This is a genomic window from Halomonas salipaludis (genome assembly GCF_002286975.1).
Lineage (GTDB): Bacteria > Pseudomonadota > Gammaproteobacteria > Pseudomonadales > Halomonadaceae > Franzmannia > Franzmannia salipaludis.
The window spans coordinates 131,145-148,130 of record NZ_NSKB01000002.1; the positions used below are offsets into that span (position 1 = coordinate 131,145).

General features: G+C 66.7%; 13 protein-coding genes. 4 read left to right on the forward strand and 9 right to left on the reverse strand.

Annotated elements, in window-relative coordinates:
* Nucleotides 1-198: 198 nt before the first annotated feature.
* Both CK498_RS04605 and rlmKL read right to left on the reverse strand, forming a co-directional pair.
* Nucleotides 199-546: a glutaredoxin family protein gene (locus CK498_RS04605; protein ID WP_095619694.1), complete on the reverse strand. Its 348-nt coding sequence runs from the start codon at nt 544-546 to the stop codon at nt 199-201.
* Nucleotides 543-2,771, reverse strand: a complete 2,229-nt coding sequence (rlmKL, locus tag CK498_RS04610) for a bifunctional 23S rRNA (guanine(2069)-N(7))-methyltransferase RlmK/23S rRNA (guanine(2445)-N(2))-methyltransferase RlmL (RefSeq protein WP_095619695.1) — start codon at nt 2,769-2,771, stop codon at nt 543-545. The genes CK498_RS04605 and rlmKL overlap by 4 nt, the downstream gene beginning before the upstream one ends.
* A 246-nt stretch (nt 2,772-3,017) precedes the next feature.
* Here rlmKL and rmf point away from each other — a divergent pair, with 246 nt between their 5' ends.
* Nucleotides 3,018-3,224 (forward strand): ribosome modulation factor, encoded by a 207-nt coding sequence (gene rmf, locus CK498_RS04615; protein ID WP_076748798.1) that lies wholly within the window; start codon nt 3,018-3,020, stop codon nt 3,222-3,224.
* Nucleotides 3,225-3,316: 92 nt separating this feature from the next.
* Here rmf and CK498_RS04620 read toward each other — a convergent pair whose 3' ends face one another.
* From CK498_RS04620 to CK498_RS04640, 5 genes are all read right to left on the reverse strand, one after another.
* Nucleotides 3,317-4,339: a quinone-dependent dihydroorotate dehydrogenase gene (locus CK498_RS04620; RefSeq protein WP_095619696.1), complete on the reverse strand. Its 1,023-nt coding sequence runs from the start codon at nt 4,337-4,339 to the stop codon at nt 3,317-3,319.
* Between the two features lie 111 nt (nt 4,340-4,450).
* Complete coding sequence (locus tag CK498_RS04625) at nt 4,451-9,289, reverse strand: NAD-glutamate dehydrogenase (RefSeq protein ID WP_095619697.1); 4,839 nt, start codon at nt 9,287-9,289, stop codon at nt 4,451-4,453.
* Between the two features lie 101 nt (nt 9,290-9,390).
* Entirely contained in the window at nt 9,391-10,539 is a 1,149-nt protein-coding gene (trmA, locus tag CK498_RS04630) for a tRNA (uridine(54)-C5)-methyltransferase TrmA (protein WP_095619698.1), read from the reverse strand.
* Between the two features lie 40 nt (nt 10,540-10,579).
* Nucleotides 10,580-11,395 carry a glutamate racemase gene (murI, locus tag CK498_RS04635; RefSeq protein WP_095619699.1) on the reverse strand — a complete coding sequence of 272 codons (816 nt, stop codon included), beginning with the start codon at nt 11,393-11,395 and terminating at the stop codon, nt 10,580-10,582.
* Complete coding sequence (locus tag CK498_RS04640) at nt 11,392-12,267, reverse strand: LysR family transcriptional regulator (RefSeq protein WP_229358961.1); 876 nt, start codon at nt 12,265-12,267, stop codon at nt 11,392-11,394. The genes murI and CK498_RS04640 overlap by 4 nt, the downstream gene beginning before the upstream one ends.
* Nucleotides 12,268-12,422: 155 nt before the next feature.
* On the opposite strand from CK498_RS04640, the gene CK498_RS04645 reads away from it, so the two are divergent.
* Together CK498_RS04645 and CK498_RS04650 are read left to right on the forward strand one after the other, a co-directional pair.
* Complete coding sequence (locus CK498_RS04645; RefSeq protein WP_095619700.1) at nt 12,423-12,866, forward strand: LexA family protein; 444 nt, start codon at nt 12,423-12,425, stop codon at nt 12,864-12,866.
* A 14-nt stretch (nt 12,867-12,880) separates the two neighbouring features.
* Entirely contained in the window at nt 12,881-14,143 is a 1,263-nt protein-coding gene (locus tag CK498_RS04650; protein ID WP_095619701.1) for a Y-family DNA polymerase, read from the forward strand.
* 12 nt (nt 14,144-14,155) lie between these two features.
* Here CK498_RS04650 and CK498_RS04655 read toward each other — a convergent pair whose 3' ends face one another.
* Nucleotides 14,156-14,701 carry a hemerythrin domain-containing protein gene (locus CK498_RS04655; protein WP_095620229.1) on the reverse strand — a complete coding sequence of 182 codons (546 nt, stop codon included), beginning with the start codon at nt 14,699-14,701 and terminating at the stop codon, nt 14,156-14,158.
* A 184-nt stretch (nt 14,702-14,885) separates the two neighbouring features.
* Here CK498_RS04655 and CK498_RS04660 point away from each other — a divergent pair, with 184 nt between their 5' ends.
* On the forward strand, nt 14,886-16,220 hold the full coding sequence (locus CK498_RS04660) for a replication-associated recombination protein A (RefSeq protein WP_095619702.1): 1,335 nt from the start codon (nt 14,886-14,888) through the stop codon (nt 16,218-16,220).
* 44 nt (nt 16,221-16,264) lie between these two features.
* On the opposite strand, the gene lolA is transcribed toward CK498_RS04660, so the two are convergent.
* Nucleotides 16,265-16,894: an outer membrane lipoprotein chaperone LolA gene (lolA, locus tag CK498_RS04665; RefSeq protein WP_095619703.1), complete on the reverse strand. Its 630-nt coding sequence runs from the start codon at nt 16,892-16,894 to the stop codon at nt 16,265-16,267.
* Nucleotides 16,895-16,986 lie beyond the last annotated feature (92 nt).

Sequence of the window (16,986 nt, forward strand, 5' to 3'; positions counted from 1 at the left end):
CATTAGGAAAAGCAGCAAGGAACGTCGCTTCGCCAAGGAAGCAACAAAAGTAGGGATAACAGCAAAAAATGCGGACAAAAGGAGGGGAATAGCAACTACTCAGCGATGGCGAGAGCCACAGCATGCCCACGATCGTGACAGAAGCCATGGCTGGAAAATAATAACCACATAGTTACTTGTGACAATAAATGGAATAAGTCAGCCCAGATAGCGCCGCCCCTCGCGCATCACGGCACCCTTGACCTCAGCGGCCGGCGGCTCGCCGTCAAGGCGCCGCTGCAGGGCCTCCCAGGCGGCGGCGTCCAGCCAGCCGCGCGCCTCCAGCCAGGCCGCCAGCCGCGCCGGGTCGAAGCCGCGGTCGAGCTCCTCGCCCTGCTCATCGGCGAGCACCGGAATCCGCACGCCGTAGCGCGCCATCAAGGCGTCGTCCTCGCTGATTTCGATATGCTCCAACGTCACCGCCTCGCTACTCAGCTCGCTGAGTAGCGCCTCGAGCTGGCTGCACAGGTGGCAGCCCAGGGTGGTGTAGAGTCGCAGCCGGATCATGCGGCCTCCCGATGACGGATCATGAAGACGTGGTGGATATCCGGGCGCCGCGCGAAGTCCGGGTCGAAGGTCTTGGCGGAGATGTCCTCCACCGCGTACTCCGCGGCGAGGTCGGTATCGAGTACGAATTTGCGCTGATTGTTGGAGAACACCAGGGTACCGCCGGGGGCCAGCCGCGCCATGGCCAGACGCACCAGGCGGCCGTGGTCGCGCTGGATATCCAGGGTCGCGGCCATCTTCTTGGAATTGGAGAAGGTCGGCGGGTCCATGAAGATCAGGTCGAACTGGCTGCCGGCAGTCTCCAGCCAGCGCAGGCAGTCGTCGCGCACCACCCGGTGGCGGCTCGGGTCGAGGCGGTTGAGGGCGAAGTTGTCCCGCGCCCACTCCAGGTAGGTATTCGACAGATCGACGCTGACGCTGTCGCTGGCACCGCCCTGCTGCTCGGTACCCAGCGCGGCGTGCACCGTCGCCGTGGCGGTGTAGCAGAATAGGTTGAGAAAGCGCGTGCCGGGGGCCAGCTCGGCGAGCAGCCGCCGCACCGGGCGGTGGTCGAGGAACAGCCCGGTATCCAGGTAGTCGCGCAGGTTGACCCATAGCCGCGCACGGCCCTCGCGCACCTCGAAGCGTTCACCGCTGGCGGCCTGCTTCTGGTACTGGGCGCGTCCGCTCTGGCGCTCGCGCTGCTTGACGTAGACATGCTCGGGGCGCACCCCGAGCACCTCGGGAATCACCTGCAGGGCGTCATGCAGGCGGCGTTGGGCCTGGGCGGCGTTGACCGAGCGCGGTGGCGCATACTCCTGCACGTGTACGCGCTCGCCGTAGACGTCGATGGCCAGGGCGTACTCCGGCATATCGGCGTCGTAGAGCCGGTAGCAGGGCTCGCCGCGCTGTTTGAGCCATTTCTTGAGGCGCTTGCGGTTCTTCTCCAGGCGGTTGGCAAACATCTGCGCGCCCTCGCTGCGCCGCGGCGCGCTGTCGCCCTCACCGTGGGCAGGTTTGGACGCCAGTGAGTCTGCCGGTGACGCATCTACGTCAGCTTGCGGCAGCGGCATCAGCAGCAGCTTGCAGTCCAGCGGGCCGTTCTTGAAGGCGTACTGCTTGACGGCGCGCAGCCCGGTACGGTGGCCGAGGTCCGGATTGCCGGTGAACAGCGCCAGGGTCCAGCCCGGGAAGGCGCGCCGGCTACGCTCGCCGATGGCGGCGTACAGCGGTACCAGTTCGGGCAACTCACCGATGCGCTCGCCGTAGGGCGGGTTGGTGATGATCAGCCCCGGCGTCTCGGCATTCAGCGCCGCGGGGCGCACCAGTTGGGCCACCGCGCCGCCGCTGATGTCGATCAGCGCCGGAATCCCGGCGCGCATGGCGTTGGCCTTGGCCGCGGCGACCGCCTGAGGGCTCTGGTCAAAGCCGAACAGTGGCGCCTTGCAGCGCTTGCGACCGATGCTGGCGCGGGCCTCGGCCTCGCGCTTGAGCTCGGCCCATAGCGTGGCGTCGTGGCCCGCCCAGCCGTGCAAACCGAAGCGCTCCCGAGCCAGCCCCGGCGCCACGTCGGCGGCAATCAGCGCGGCTTCGACGAGCAGCGTGCCCGAGCCGCACAGCGGGTCGACCAGCGCCTCGCCGGCCTTGGCGCGAGCCGGCCAGTCGACGCGCAGCAGCAGCGCCGCGGCGAGGTTTTCCTTGAGCGGCGCATGGCCAAGCTCTCGGCGATAGCCACGCTTGTGCAGACTGTCGCCGGAGAGGTCGATGCCCAGCGTCAGGCGGCCGCGGTGCAGATGAGCATAGAGCCGCAGGTCCGGCGCCTTGGGGTCGATATCCGGGCGCCCGCCGCCGGCAGCACGCAGCGCATCCACCACCCCATCCTTGACCGTCTGGGCGCCGAAGCGGGTATGCCGGATATGCGCCGACTGGCCGTGGAAGTCCACCGCCAGCGTGGTGCCCGGCCGCCAGTGCTGCTCCCAGGCCACGGCCGCGGCGCTGGCCTGCAACTGCTCGGGGTGTTCGATGCCCTCCTCCCGCGCCAGGCACAGCACCACCCGGTTGGCCAGCCGCGACCACAGGCACAGCCGATAGGCCACCTCGAGCGAGCCGCTGGCATGCACACCGGCCACGGTGGTCTTGTCGACCTGGGCGCCGAGCGCGCTCAGCTCATCGGCCAGCAGACCCTCGATACCCCACGGGCATGTTACAAAAATGTGATGGTTATCAGCTAGTTGTAGATCAGTCATAAAAAAGTGCCACGGCCCTGCTGCCGGTCATATTCCTGTAGTGTCGATTTGATAATGGCCTTATGCAAAATCGCCGCTCGACAAGGCCCCGCATCATGGACTAGATGTAATAGGGTAGCTACTGAAAACGCATGCGTTTCTTGTCCATGGACGCCATTGGCAATGGCGTGTGGCGGGTCGGCACGACCCACCGCACTAACACCATTCGTCCCGAACAATTTCGGTTCTTCATCAAGAGGCCATCCGATGAAACGACAGAAACGTGATCGCTTCCAGCGTGCTTATGTTCACGGTTACAAGGCGGGCATCACCGGCCGCTCCCGTGATGACTGTCCCAGTCAGGATGTGAATCTTCGCGAATACTGGATGAGCGGTTGGCGTGAAGGTCGTGGGGATCAATGGTCCGGTATGACAGGTGTCTCCGGCATTCACAAGAACCCCATGGTGATGTGATATCACTATCTTCATCGTTTAATGCGTAACGCATGCGATGATTCTTTCAAGGCCCGCCTCACCCGCGGGCCTTTCTGTTGCCCGCCTGTCGCTTACGTCTGGCCCGCCTCACACAGCGTCCGCGCGCACTCGCCCACCAGCGCCGGGCCACGGTAGATGAAGCCCGAGTAGAGCTGTACCAGGTCGGCGCCCGCGGCGACCTTGGCACTCGCCGCCGCTCCGCTGTCGATGCCGCCCACGCCGATGATCGGCATGTCCGGCAATTGCTGGCGCAGCTCGCGGATCACCCGGTTGGAGGCCTCGAACACCGGCCGCCCGGAGAGTCCGCCCTGCTCATCGGCGTGGGCAAGCCCGGCCACCGCCTCGCGGTCCACCGTGGTGTTGGTGGCGATCACCGCGTCGATCTCGCTGCGGGTCAAGGAGGCGGCGACCAGCCCGACCTCCGCGGCGCTCATGTCCGGGGCGATCTTTACCGCCAGCGGCACGCGCCGCCCGCTACGCTGATCCAGCTGCGTGGCCTCCTCGCGCAGTGTGCCCAGCAGCGCATCGAGATGCTCACCGAACTGCAGGTTACGCAGCCCCGGGGTATTGGGCGAGGAGATATTCACGGTGATGTAATCGGCGTGGGCGTGGACCTTGCGCAGGCAGATCAGGTAGTCGTCCACCGCCTGCTCCACCGGTGTGGTGAGGTTCTTGCCGATGTTGATGCCGATCACGCCCTGGTAGCGGCTGGCCTTGACCCGCGCCACCAGGTGATCAACACCGGCGTTGTTGAAGCCCATGCGGTTGATGATCGCCCCTGCCTCGGGTAGGCGGAACATGCGCGGCTTGGGATTGCCGTCCTGGGGCTTGGGAGTCACGGTGCCGACCTCGACGAAGCCAAAGCCCAGCGCGCCCAGCGCATCGAGGTGGTCGGCATTCTTGTCGAGCCCGGCGGCCAACCCGACCCGATTGGGAAAGCGCAGGCCCATCAGCGTCAGTGGATCGTCGACCCGCTCGCCCCCGCAACGCTTTGCCAGGCCCGCACGATTGGCTAGGTCGAGCCCTTTGAGGGCCACACCGTGGGCGGTTTCCGGATCGAGTCGGAACAGCAGCGAGCGGGCAAGCGAATACATGGCACTCCTCGGGGCGGCAGATGGCGACGGGCGGCGATTATAGCCCAGCCGCCCCATAAACGACGAACCCCCGCGTCGGCGGGGGTTCATCGTGCGGCAGCGAGCGGCGCGTCAGCTCTCGCCATTGCTCTCGGCGAGGTCGACCAGCTCGCGGATCGCTACCGCGAACAGTGGGAAGCCGCCCTGGCTGCCGGAGCGCACCTCGGCGAGCAGGCTGCACCAGCGCTGGAACAGCCGTTCATGGCGTTCGAGCCACTGGTCGACGCGCTGCTCGACGTCACGAGCACCGCTGTCGAGCTTGATCACGCCCACGGTCAATGCCAGCTGCTGGCGGTCGAGATCGTCGCGGAAGGTTTCCCGCGCCTGGGCCTGCCAGCTGTCGCGCACCTCCAGGGCGTTGATCTGCTCGATCATCCACGGCAGTTCGAGGCGATGGCCGACCTCGTAGAACACCTCGGCGACGCGCTGGATCTTCTCATCGGTCTGCTTGGCCGCCTCGATGATGCCGAGCCCGGCATACAGGCTCTGGGTCGAGGCCACGCTGCTGGCCAGGGCATCCGGCACACCGGCTGCCTTGAACTCGTCGCGGCGCGCCTCCCAGGCCTCGCGCTCGTCGCCGCGCAGGCGCTTGCCGAGGCTCTCCTGCAGCTGGGCCAGGCGCGGAGCGAAGTGCTCGATGCAGTCCTTGGTGGTCATGCCGCTGCGCTGACGCAGGAACCAGCGCGTGGCGCGCCGCAGCAGGCGCATCAGGTCGAGCATCATGCGGTACTGCACGTGGCTGTCGACCTTGTTGTCGAGGGCCTCGATCTTGTGCCATACGCCGTTGAGGCTGAAGCTGTCGCGAGCCACGATATAGGCACGGGCGATGTCGGCGCGGCCGGCGCCGGTGGTGTCCATCAGCCGCCGCACGAAGACGATGCCCATATGGTCGACCAAGTCGTTGGCGATCTGGGTAGCGACGATCTCGCGCTTCAGCTTGTGGTCGTACATCTCGTCCTTGAAGCGCTCCACCAGCACTTGCGGAAAGATCCGCTCGAGGTGCTGCTGGATATAGGGGTCATCGGGCACCTCGGAGGCGATCAGGTCGCCCTTGAGGGTGCTCTTGGCGTAGGAGATCAACACCGACAGCTCGGGCAGGGTCAGCCCCTGGTCGGCATTGGCACGCTCAATCAGCGACTCGTCGTCGGGCAGGAACTCCAGCTCGCGGTCGAGATGCCCACTGGCCTCGAGTTCGTTGATGAAGCGCCGGTAGGGCCCCATGCCTTCGCGGGAGAGGATTTCCGAGAGCGACAGCGCTTGAGTCTGGCGATAGTTGCCGATCAGCACCAGCCGCGACACGTCCTCGGTCATCTCGGCGAGCAGCTGGTTGCGCTGCTTGTCGGTCATGTCGCCGCGCTTGACGATGTCGTCGAGCAGGATCTTGATGTTGACCTCGTGGTCGGAGCAGTTGACCCCGCCGGCGTTGTCGATGAAGTCGGTATTGACCCGTATCCCACGCGCCGCGGCCTCCATGCGGCCGCGCTGGGTCAGCCCCAGGTTGCCGCCCTCGCCAACCACCCGGCAGTTGAGCTCGCGGCCGTCGATGCGCAGCGCATCGTTGGCCTTGTCGCCGACCTCGGCATCGCTCTCGCTGGCGGCCTTGACGTAGGTGCCGATACCGCCGTTCCAGATCAGGTCCACCGACGACTTGAGCATGGCGCGGATCAGGTCGTTGGGGGCCAGCTTGTCGGCCTGTATGTCGAAGGCCGCCTGCATTTCGGGCGTGATCGCGATCGACTTGGCGCTGCGCGAGAAGATCCCGCCGCCCTTCGAGATCAGCTTGGCGTCGTAGTCCTCCCAGCTCGAACGCGGCAGGTCAAACAGGCGCTTGCGCTCGGCGAACGACTTACCCGCATCCGGCGTCGGGTCGATGAAGATATGCAGATGGTTGAAGGCGCCGAGCAGGCGGATCTTGTCCGACAGCAGCATGCCGTTGCCGAATACGTCACCGGCCATGTCGCCGATGCCCACCACGCTGAACTCGTCGGCCTGGGTGTTGACGCCGAACTCGCGGAAGTGGCGCTTGACCGACTCCCAGGCGCCCTTGGCGGTAATCCCCATCTTCTTGTGGTCATAGCCGTTGGCGCCGCCGGAGGCGAAGGCATCGCCCAGCCAGTGGCCGTACTCGAGGGAGATCTCGTTGGCGATATCGGAGAAGGTCGCGGTGCCCTTGTCGGCGGCGACCACCAGGTAGGGGTCGTCATCGTCGTGGCGCACCACTGCCTGGGGCGGCACTACCTCGCCGGCCACCAGGTTGTCGGTGACATCGAGCAGCGCACGAATGAAGATCTGGTAGCAGGCGATGCCTTCGCGCTGCAGGGCATCGCGGTCGCCACCCTCGGGCAGGCGCTTGCAGACGAAGCCGCCCTTGGCACCCACCGGCACGATCACCGCGTTCTTGACCTGCTGGGCCTTGACCAGCCCCAGCACCTCGGTGCGGAAGTCCTCGCGGCGATCCGACCAGCGCAGCCCACCGCGGGCCACCTTGCCGCCGCGCAGGTGCACGCCCTCGACCCGCGGCGAGTAGACGAAGATCTCGAACGCCGGTCGCGGCTTGGGCATGTCGGGCACGCGGGTCGGGTCGAGCTTGAAGGCGATGTAGTCCTTGAGCTCGCCGTCGGCGCCGGGCTGGTAGTAGTTGGTGCGCAGGGTGGCCTGGATCAGCTCGATATAGCGGCGCAGCAGCAGGTCGTCGTTGAGGCTGGCGACGCCGTCGAGGCTGTGCTGCAGGCGCGCCAGGCACGCCTCGACCTCGCTGTCGCGATCGCCCTGCTCGGGGTCGAAGCGCAGCTCGAACAGGCTGACCAGCTCGCGGGTGATCTCCGGGTGCTTGGTCAGGGTAGTAGCGATGTAGAGCTGCGACAGGCCGAAGCGGATCTGTTTGAGGTAGCGCGCGTAGGCGCGCAGCATCGCCACCTCGCGCCAGCTGAGGTTGGCACCGATCACCAGGCGGTTGAAGGCGTCGTTCTCGGCCTCACCGTTCCAGATGCGCTTGAAGGCATCGATGAACGGCTCACGCATCTCCTGCAGGTTGACGACCTCGTTGGTATGGTGCTCGAGATCGAAGTCGTGGATCCAGCAGGTGCCGTCGTTACGGGTGATCTCGTAGGGGCGCTCGCCGATCACCCGCAGGCCGAGATTTTCCATCACCGGCAGCACGTCGGACAGCGGGATCGGCCGGTCGCGGTGGAACAGCTTGAGATTGACCCCGTCGCCCTCCTCCTCGACCAGCCGATAGAGCGACAGCGACAGCGCTGCGCCGGCGTCCAGGTCATTGACATGATGGATATCGTAGACCGCGGTACGCGCCGTGAAGTCCTCACGATAGGCCGCCGGGAAGGCGTCGCGATAGACGTCCATCAGGCGATTGGCCTGCTCCTCGCCGAAGCCCTCGACCATCGCCTCGTGAAGCTCGTCGCGCCAGCTGCGCGCCAGGCTGATGACCTTGTTCTCGATGCGCTTGAGATCGTAGTCGGCCGGGGCATCGCCGTTGAAGCGCAGGATCAGTTGGATGCGCGCCAGCACCGACTCGGAGAGATAGGTGTTGAAGTCGCCGAAGGAGGCGTCGAGCTCTTCGCACAGCAGGTTCTGGATGCGCACGCGCAGGTCGGTGGAGAACACGTCCCGCGGCACGAATACCAGGCAGGAGTAGAACTTGCCGAACCGGTCTTCGCGCACGAACAGCCGCACCCGACGCCGCTCGCGGATATTGAGGATGCCAAGCGCGGTACGGGTCAGCTCCTCGGTGGTGATCTGGAACAGGTCGTCGCGGGGATAGACCTCGAGGATCTGCATCAGCTGCTTGCCGTCGTGCCCCTCGGGGTTGACACCGGTGGCCTCCATCACCGCGTTGAACTTCTTGCGCAGCACCGGCACGTTGCGCGGCGACTCGTTGTAGACCGTAGAAGCATACAACCCCAGGAAGCGCCGCTCGCCGATTACCCGGCCCTTGGCGTCATAGCGGTCGATGGAGATGTAATCGGGATAGGCCGGACGATGCACGCGGGCATGGTGGGCACTCTTGGCAAACGACAGCAGCTCGGGGATCAGCACGTAGTGATCGCCATCGACGCCCTGGTCGTTGCGGATCCGCTCGCGGTAGCGCGGCTGGTCGAGGCGGAACACCCCCAGCTCGCTGCCCTCGACCAGCTTGAGCTCGTCGTGGCCGTCGACCTCCACCACCTCATACTCGTCATAGCCGAGGAAGGTGAAGTTGTTGTCGAGCAGCCACGCGAGAAAGGCCTTGGCCTCTTCGTGGTCGGCGGGATCGACCTGCTTGGGGCGCTTGGCCTTGAGCTCCTCGAGAGCGGCCGCGACCTGCTCACGCATGGCCTCGAAATCGGCTACCGCGGTGCGCACGTCGAGCAGCACCTCATGCAGGCTGGCCTCGATCTCCTCGAGCAGCTTGGGATCGGAGTGGCGATCGACCTCGATCACTATCAGCGACTCACGCGACGGCGGCGCACCCTTGTCGTTGGCTCGGGTCACCCGGGTCAGGCGATGCTTGGCATCGCGCTGCATGGCCAGCACCGCATTGTGGATAGCATGCACAGTGATGCCGCGGCGGTTGAGCTCGATGCGCACCGAGTCGACCAGAAACGGCATATCGGCGTGGAGGACCTCAACCTGGGTGTGGGTCGACTGCCAGCCGTGTTCGGCAAAATCGGGGTTGTAGACCCGCACCTTGGGCTTGGCCGGGTCATGGCTCTGGATGAAGTGCCAGGTCGACAGCGTCGCGCCGTAGACGTCCTCCGGGCGCCGCCCGGCCATGTCCTCGAGCGAGGCGCTGGCATAGAACGCATCGGCGAAGGCGGTAATCGCCTTGACCTTGTCGTCCGGCAGCCGCTTGACCAACTGCTCCTGAAGCTGAGCCAGAAACTCCTGCTTGCCTTCGATCGCAACGTGTTGCATCCATCACCTCGGCCTGAGCCGGCCGCAGCGCGACCGGCGAAATCGTCCAGTGAGCGACCCCCTGGGTCGCACGTGACGTCACTCTACCCTTGGCGCGGCGTCTAACCTACTGAGTTACCAGTCTTGTCATGCGTCATGTCGGTTGCGCATCGGCGTTCCAGCAGCACCCCGCATTCGCAGTGGTGGGTCCAGGGAAACTGGTCGAACAGCGCGAAGCGCGTGATGCGGTGGCTGTCGCAGAGCCGTTCGAGATTGGCCGCCAACGTATCAGGGTTACATGAAATGTAGACGATGCGCGAATAGCCGCTGAGCTGCGCACAGCTGGCGTCATCCAGCCCAGCCCGCGGCGGATCCACCAGTACGGTAGAAAAATCGTAGTCGTCCAGTGCCATCTCGGCCACCCGGCGACCGCCCTTCTCGCCCTTGAGTGCCGCGGCGAACTCCTCCGCCGACATGCGCCCCACCTGCACGTTGTCGATGCCGTTGGCGGCCAGGTTCTCCCGCGCGCTGGCCACCGAGGTGCGCGATATCTCGGTGGCCAGCACGCGGCGAAAGTTCTCGGCCAAGGCCACGGTGAAGTTGCCATTGCCGCAGTAGAGCTCGACCAGGTCGGCGGCCTGGCTGTCGCGGGTCACGTCCCGCGCCCAGCCGAGCATGGCACGGCAGATCTCGGCATTGGGCTGGGTGAAGCTGTTCTCGACCTGCTGGTAGGCAAACTCGTGCCCCTCGACCTCGAGCCGCTCCCAGACGTGATCACGCGCGAGCACCAGCCGCTGCTTGCGCGAGCGGCCGATGATGGCGATATCCAGCCGCGCCTGCAGCGCCCGTGCCTCGGCCTCCCAGGCCTCGTCCAGCGGCTTGTGGTAGATCAACGTGACCAGCGCCTCGCCGGCCAGAGTGGTCAGAAACTCGACCTGGAACAGCTTGCGGCGCAGCAGCGGATTGTCGCGCAGCGCCTCGATCAGCTGCGGCATCAGCTGATTGATGCGCCGGCTGGCCACCGGGTACTGATCGAGGCGGATCACCCGCTTGTGCTTGGGGTCGTCGGGATCGACCTCGAACATCGCGTAGAACAGCTCGTCGCCGTCGTGCCACAGACGAAATTCGCAGCGCATGCGGTAGTGGCTCGGCGGCGAGGCGAACACCTCCAGCGGCGGCGGCTCGAAGCATGCGAACTGTGCACTGATGCGCTGACGCTTGGCCTCGAGCTGCTCGGCGTAGCGTGGTGGGTCGACGACGGGTACGGCCACACGGCCTCCTTGACGGTGAGAATACGGTATAGGCGACGCCTCACGGCGTCGACGAAGGGGACGATGTATCACTACGGGCCTCATCCAGCGCCAGGCAGCGCACCTCGGCGAAGCCATAGCGCGCCAGGGCCGGTGCCAGCGACGGCGCCTCGCGGGTCAGCCAGGCGGTCTGTGGGCCTGGCAGCGTGGGCAGTGGCGACACCACCTGGGCGACTCGCCGGGCGATGGCGTCACCGGAATCGATCCAGGTCACCGGCCGCGGCGGGGCAGCGGCCAGCACCTCACCCAGTAGCGGAAAGTGGGTGCAGCCGAGCACCACGGTGTCGAGTTCGGGGTCCTGCCACAGCGGCGCCAGGCACGCCTCGATCACATCCCGGTCGAGCGGCGCACCGGCCAACCACGCCTCGGTCTGGCCAACCAGTGGGTCGGCGGCCAGGCGCTGCACCTGGCAGTGGCCGGCGAAGGTTTCGATCAACCGTCGCGTGTAGGGCCGATTGACCGTGGCCGAGGTGGCCAGCAGCGCCAGGTGGCCGCTGCGCGACAGCGCCGCGGCGGGCTTGATCGCCGGCACCGTGCCCACCACCGGAATCGACAGTCGGGCGCGCAGCGCCTCGAGAGCCACGGTGCTGGCGGTGTTGCAGGCCACCACCAGGGCGCTGGCACCGCTGGCCGCCACTGCTGCCTCGCACACCGCCACGCAGCGCGTCACCAGCCAGGCGTCTGGCTTGGTGCCATAGGGCAGCATGGCGTTGTCGCAGACATAGCTCAGTGAGGCCTCAGGCAGCTGCCGGCGCATGGCCGCTACCACCGACAGCCCGCCAACCCCGGAGTCGAACACCAACAGCGGCCCGTTCATGCCGAGCGCGCCTGGAAATGCGCCAGCAGCGTCTCGATCAGCACCCGCAGCCGCGCCGGCATCAGTTCACGCTCGGCGTAGAGCAGATGCACCTCGAACGGCGGCGGCGCAAACCTCTCGAGCACTCGCACCAGGCGGCCGCGGCGCACCTCGGGCTCGCCGAGGAAGGTCGGCTTCATCGCCAGCCCCATGCCGCGCGCCGCAGCCTCGACCAGGGCGCGGCCATTATTGCAGGTCAACACCGGCCGATAGCGCACCCGCTCCAGTTGGCCATCAATCTGGAAGACCCAGCCCGGGCCACCGCGCTGCAGGCTGTAGTGCAGGCAGCGATGGTTGGCGAGTTCGCGGGGATGCTGCGGCACACCGTAGCGCTCGAAGTAGCTCGGCGCGCCGTACAAGTGAACCGGCATCGCCATCAGCGGGCGAGCGATCAGACTGGAGTCCTCCAGGGTGCCGATGCGTACCACCAGGTCGAAGTCCTCGGCCAGCGGGTCGACGCGGCGATCCTCGAGCACGACCTCCAGTTCCACCCCCGGGTGGGCCTGCTCGAAGGCCTGAAGCGCCGGCATCAGCTCGCGCACGCCAAAATCCAGCGGCGCCGACAGTCGCAGGCGGCCGCGCACCTCGCCGCGCTGCTCGCCCAGTTCTGCCTCCAGCTCACCGAGTTCGTCGAGCAGCCGTGCGGCGCCCTGCAGGTAACGCTCGCCCTCCGCGGTCAGCTGCAGGCGGCGCGTGGTGCGCGTCAGCAGGCGTACCCCGAGCAGCGCCTCCAGGCGCGAGATCTGCTTGCTGACCATGGCGTTGGACAGTCCGAGCTTGCGCGCGCCGCCGGCGAAGCTACCCGCCTCGACGACGGCGCGAAATATCTGCATTGCCTGTAGCCTGTCCATAGCGCCCCGCGCGGTGTGTTCGATGTCGAGCATTCTACCCTGCCGCCGGCCGCGACTCGACCATCACGGCCGCCCTTGCCCAAGAGCCAAATACTGGCTATTTTTACAGCATATCTTTACTCCCCTCGGAGCCGCGTATGCGCCTGACCCCGATAGCCCAGCACGCCGCACACAAGCCCCACCCCGGCCTGCAACGCCGCGGCGCCAGCGGTTTTCCCTCCCCCGCCGACGACTACCTGGACACGCCGCTGGACCTGCACCGCCAGCTGGTGCCGAGTCCCGCCTCGACCTTCTTCATGCGCGTCGAGGGCGATGCCCAGGCCAATGCCGGCTTCCGACACGGCGACCTGCTGGTGGTCGACCGCGCACTGGCGCCGCAGCGTGGCGACTGGGTGGTGGCGACGATCGATGGCGAGCTCTGCCTGCGCCGGCTCGACGGCAGCGCCGAGCGCACCTGGCTGTGCCCTCCCGCTGTCCACCAGGCACGCCTGCCCCTCGACAATGAACACGACTGCCGCCTGTGGGGGGTGGTGCACTATGTGGTGCATGGCTGCCGCCAGGCGCCGCCGCTGAATGCCTGAGCCGGGAGCACGCCATGTACGCGCTGGTCGATGCCAACAACTTCTACGTCAGCTGTGAGCGGCTGTTCGCCCCCCACCTGGAGGGCCAGCCGGTGGGCGTGCTGTCGAATAACGACGGCTGTGTGATCGCCCGCTCCGAGGAGTTCAAGGCACTGGGTATCCCGATGGGCGTTCCGACCCACAAGATCGCCCCGGCGCTGCGCCGCCGGATCACCCTGTGCTCATCCAATTACACCCTCTACGGCGACCTCTCGGCACGTACCCAGCAGGTGCTGGCCGCGCGAGTACCGGGCCTGGAGCCCTACTCCATCGACGAGAGTTTCCTCGATCTACGTGGCCTGTCCGGCGACCTCAACGTCCTCGGCGCCGAGCTGTGCCAGGCGGTGGCGCGCGAGGTGGGGCTGCCAGTGTCGGTGGGTATCGCCCCGACCCGCACCCTGGCCAAGCTCGCCAATCACCGCGCCAAGCGTCAGCCGGGCCGGCCTCAGGTATGCGTGTGGCAAGACGGCGACGATCAGGACCTGCGTACGACCCTCGCCGCGCTGCCGCTGAGCGCGGTGTGGGGAATCGGCGAGCGTCTGCAGTGCCGGCTACTCGACCAGGGCATCAATACCGCCGGAGCGCTGCGCTCGGCCCCCAGCGGCTGGCTGCAGCGGCGCTTTGGCGTGGTAGTCGCGCGCACCGCCCTCGAGCTTGCCGGCCAGCCCTGCCTGGCGGGCACCGACCTGGCCACGCCGCGGCGCAGCATCCTCTGTTCGCGCTCGTTTCGCCAGGCGCTACGCCAGCGCGAGTCACTGGCCGCCGCGCTGCGCTACCACTGTCAGCGGGCCGGTGAGAAACTGCGCCGCGACGACCTCCAGGCTGCCGCCATCGGCGTCTTCCTGCGCACCAACCCGTTCCAGGATGTGGTCCAGCACCGCGCCAGCCTGTGGGCACCGCTGGCGGTCCCCAGCGCCGATACCCTGCACCTCAACCACCTCGCCCAGCAGTTGCTCGGCCAGCTATGGGAAGTGGGGCTGGCTTATCACAAGCTGGGCGTGATGCTCACCGACCTGAGCCCGCGCCAGCACCATCAGGCCTCGCTGCTGGCACCCGCCGAAGCGCCCGAACAGGCACGCCTGATGAGCGCCTGGGACGGTATTCGTGCGCGCTTCGGCCGCGAGGCACTGACACTCGGAGTACAGGCAACGGAAGCCGACTGGCAAATGCACAGCCGCCAGCGCTCGGCGCGCTATACCACGCGCTGGGATGAGCTGCCGGCGGTACGCGCCCGCTGACGGACGCGCCTGCTACAACACCGGCTCCGGGGTCGCCCGCAGCTCGGCGTAGAGCTCGGGGTAGGCGGCCTGAAGATATTCGAGTCGCGCCTTGGCGCCCTCGGGCAGCAGGGTCGCCAGATGGCGCAGGTCGGCGTCATCGAAATGCTCGGCGATCAGCGGGAAGAGTGCCTCGCGCTCGTCGCGCAGGTAGGCGCGATGAGCCTCGAGATAGGCGCGCAGGTCGTCGGCGAAGCGGTCCATGGGCAGCACTGCGTCCATCAGGATCATGTCGATATCCTGGGATAGACGCTGCAGCCGCTCACGCAGCGCGCGGTAGTCGACGCTCAGGCGGTTGCTGAGATCACGGACTTCCGGCACCTGCACGGCAAGCTGCTCGCTGCACAGCCGCTCGAGTGGCACGGTGAAGTCCTCCATGTAGTCGAGAATATAGTCGACGACTTCACGGATCAGCTGGAAATCAGGCCGCTCGCCGGCGGCGAGCGTCTTCTGCTTGAGCTGTAGCACGTGCAACAGGCGCGCCATATTGGCATGATCCTGGCGCAGTTGAGTCAGCATGGGCATGGTGGGACCTCCTCTGGTGTCGAGGGCGGACATCGGCAAGACATTGGATCGTGTCAGGGCGTTCCGGGTTCCAACAAGCTAGGATGACGCCACGGCGACCGTGAGTGTTTAACCCTAGTGGGTATGGCGTCATCCTGCCTGTCGCCAAACGTCGCATACGAAGCATACTGAGGATGTCATGGATCTGTTCAGCCAGTCTCACGCCAATGCCAGCGCCCCGCTGGCCTACCGCATGCGCCCGCGGCGTCTGGACGAATATATCGGCCAGCAGGCGCTGGTCGGCCCTGACAAGCCGCTGCGCCGCATGGCGGAGAGCGCCAGCGTTCGCTCGATGATCCTGTGGGGCCCACCGGGCGTGGGCAAGACCACCCTGGCAGAGATTCTTGCCAACGAATCCGGCGCCCAGCTCGAACAGCTCTCGGCGGTAATGGCCGGGGTCAAGGATATCCGCGCCGCGGTAGAGCGTGCACGGTTGTCGCAGCACAGCACGCTGCTGTTCCTGGATGAGATCCACCGCCTCAACAAGAGCCAGCAGGACGCCCTGCTGCCCCACGTCGAATCCGGGCTGTTGACGCTGATCGGCGCCACCACCGAGAACCCCTCCTTCGAGGTCAACTCGGCGCTGCTGTCACGGGCACGCGTCTACGTGCTCAAGGCGCTGACCCAGGAAGAGCTCGAAGCGGTGCTGCGCCAGGCCCTCGCGGATAGCGAGCGGGGGCTCGGCCAGCGGAGCATCCGCGTTGACGACGAGGTATTGGGGATGCTGGCCCGCGCCGCTGGCGGCGACGCACGCCGCGCCCTGGGCCTGCTCGAGACCGCCTGCGATTTCTGCGTCGCCGAGGGCGATGGCGAACGACTCAAGGCCGAGGCACTGGACGACGTGCTCGGACATCAGGCCAGCGCCTTCGACAAGCAGGGCGATCACTACTACGACCTGCTCTCGGCGATCCACAAGTCGGTGCGCTCGTCACGGGTCGACGCCGCGCTGATGTACATGGCGCAGTTCATGCAGGGCGGCGGTGACCCGCTCGACGTGATCCGGCGCCTGGCAGCGATCGCCTCGGAGGACGTCGGCAACGCCGACCCGCGGGCACTGCCGCTGGTGATGGCGGCCTGGGATGCCTACCTACGCCTCGGCGACTACGAGGGCCAGCGCGCCATCGCCCACGCCGCCATCCACCTGGCGGTGGCGCCCAAGAGCAACGCCATCGACCAGGCCTGGAAGCAGGCCAAGGCGCTTGCCGCCCAGCACCCTACCCTCGAGGTCCCCGTCTACCTGCGCAACGCGCCGACCCAGCTGATGAAGGAGCTCGGCCACGGCGAGGGCTACCGCTACGCCCACCACGAGCCCCACGGCTACCCCGCCGGCCGCCGCCACGACTGCTGGCCCGAGCAGCTGCCGCCGGCGAGCCTCTACCAGCCCAGCGACTACGGCCAGGAAGCGCGCTTCAAGCAGATCATGGCGTGGCGCGCCGAGCTCGACGCCGAGGCCGACGCCGACGCCGACAAATGAAAACGCCGCCCCTAGGGGCGGCGTCAGCGTAAGCAAGGCGGGGATCAGTGATCGTCGCGGATCACATCGGTGCCGTCGGGGATCTCGAACGCGAACATCGCGTCATCGATGCTGCCGTTGACCTCGATACTGCTGAACTCGATGGCGGTACGCTGGCCGGTGCTGTCGTTCATCTGCAGGGCGCCGAACTGCTCGCCGTAGAAGGTCATCTTGAGCTCCTCGAACAGCGTATCGGCGCCACGCGGCACCAGGGTGAAGGTCTCGGTATCGCCCTGCTGCTGATGGCTCACCTGGTAGCTATCAGTGAGCTCGGCGGCGCTACCGGAGAGCAGCAATGCCGGGGTATGGGTGACGCGGGTATCCAGCGCCTGCACGGTAACCTGCTCGAGGTCCGGGTCATGCAGGAAGACCTCGTCACCGTCGGACACCACTTCCTGGCGGTAGGGCGCGTCGACTTCCCAGCGGAACTTGCCGGGACGTGACAGCCACATCTGGCCGCGCGCCTCCTGGAGACGCTGGCCGCTGCCGTCGAGGATCTGCTGCTCGAAGTCGGCGCTATAGGTCTGCAGCGAATCGAGCAGCTGGGTAAGGCGCTGGGCGCCGTCATCGGCCAGTGCGGTGAGCGGCGTGGCGGCAGCCAGCGACAGGGCCAGCAGCGATGTCTTCAGTTTCATCTTGACTCCGTTACGTCGCACGTTGGGCGGCGAGGTTGTGTTCCCGATACATGGACAGCGCCCGCGAGAGAGCGTTGCAGCCCGGCCGACGC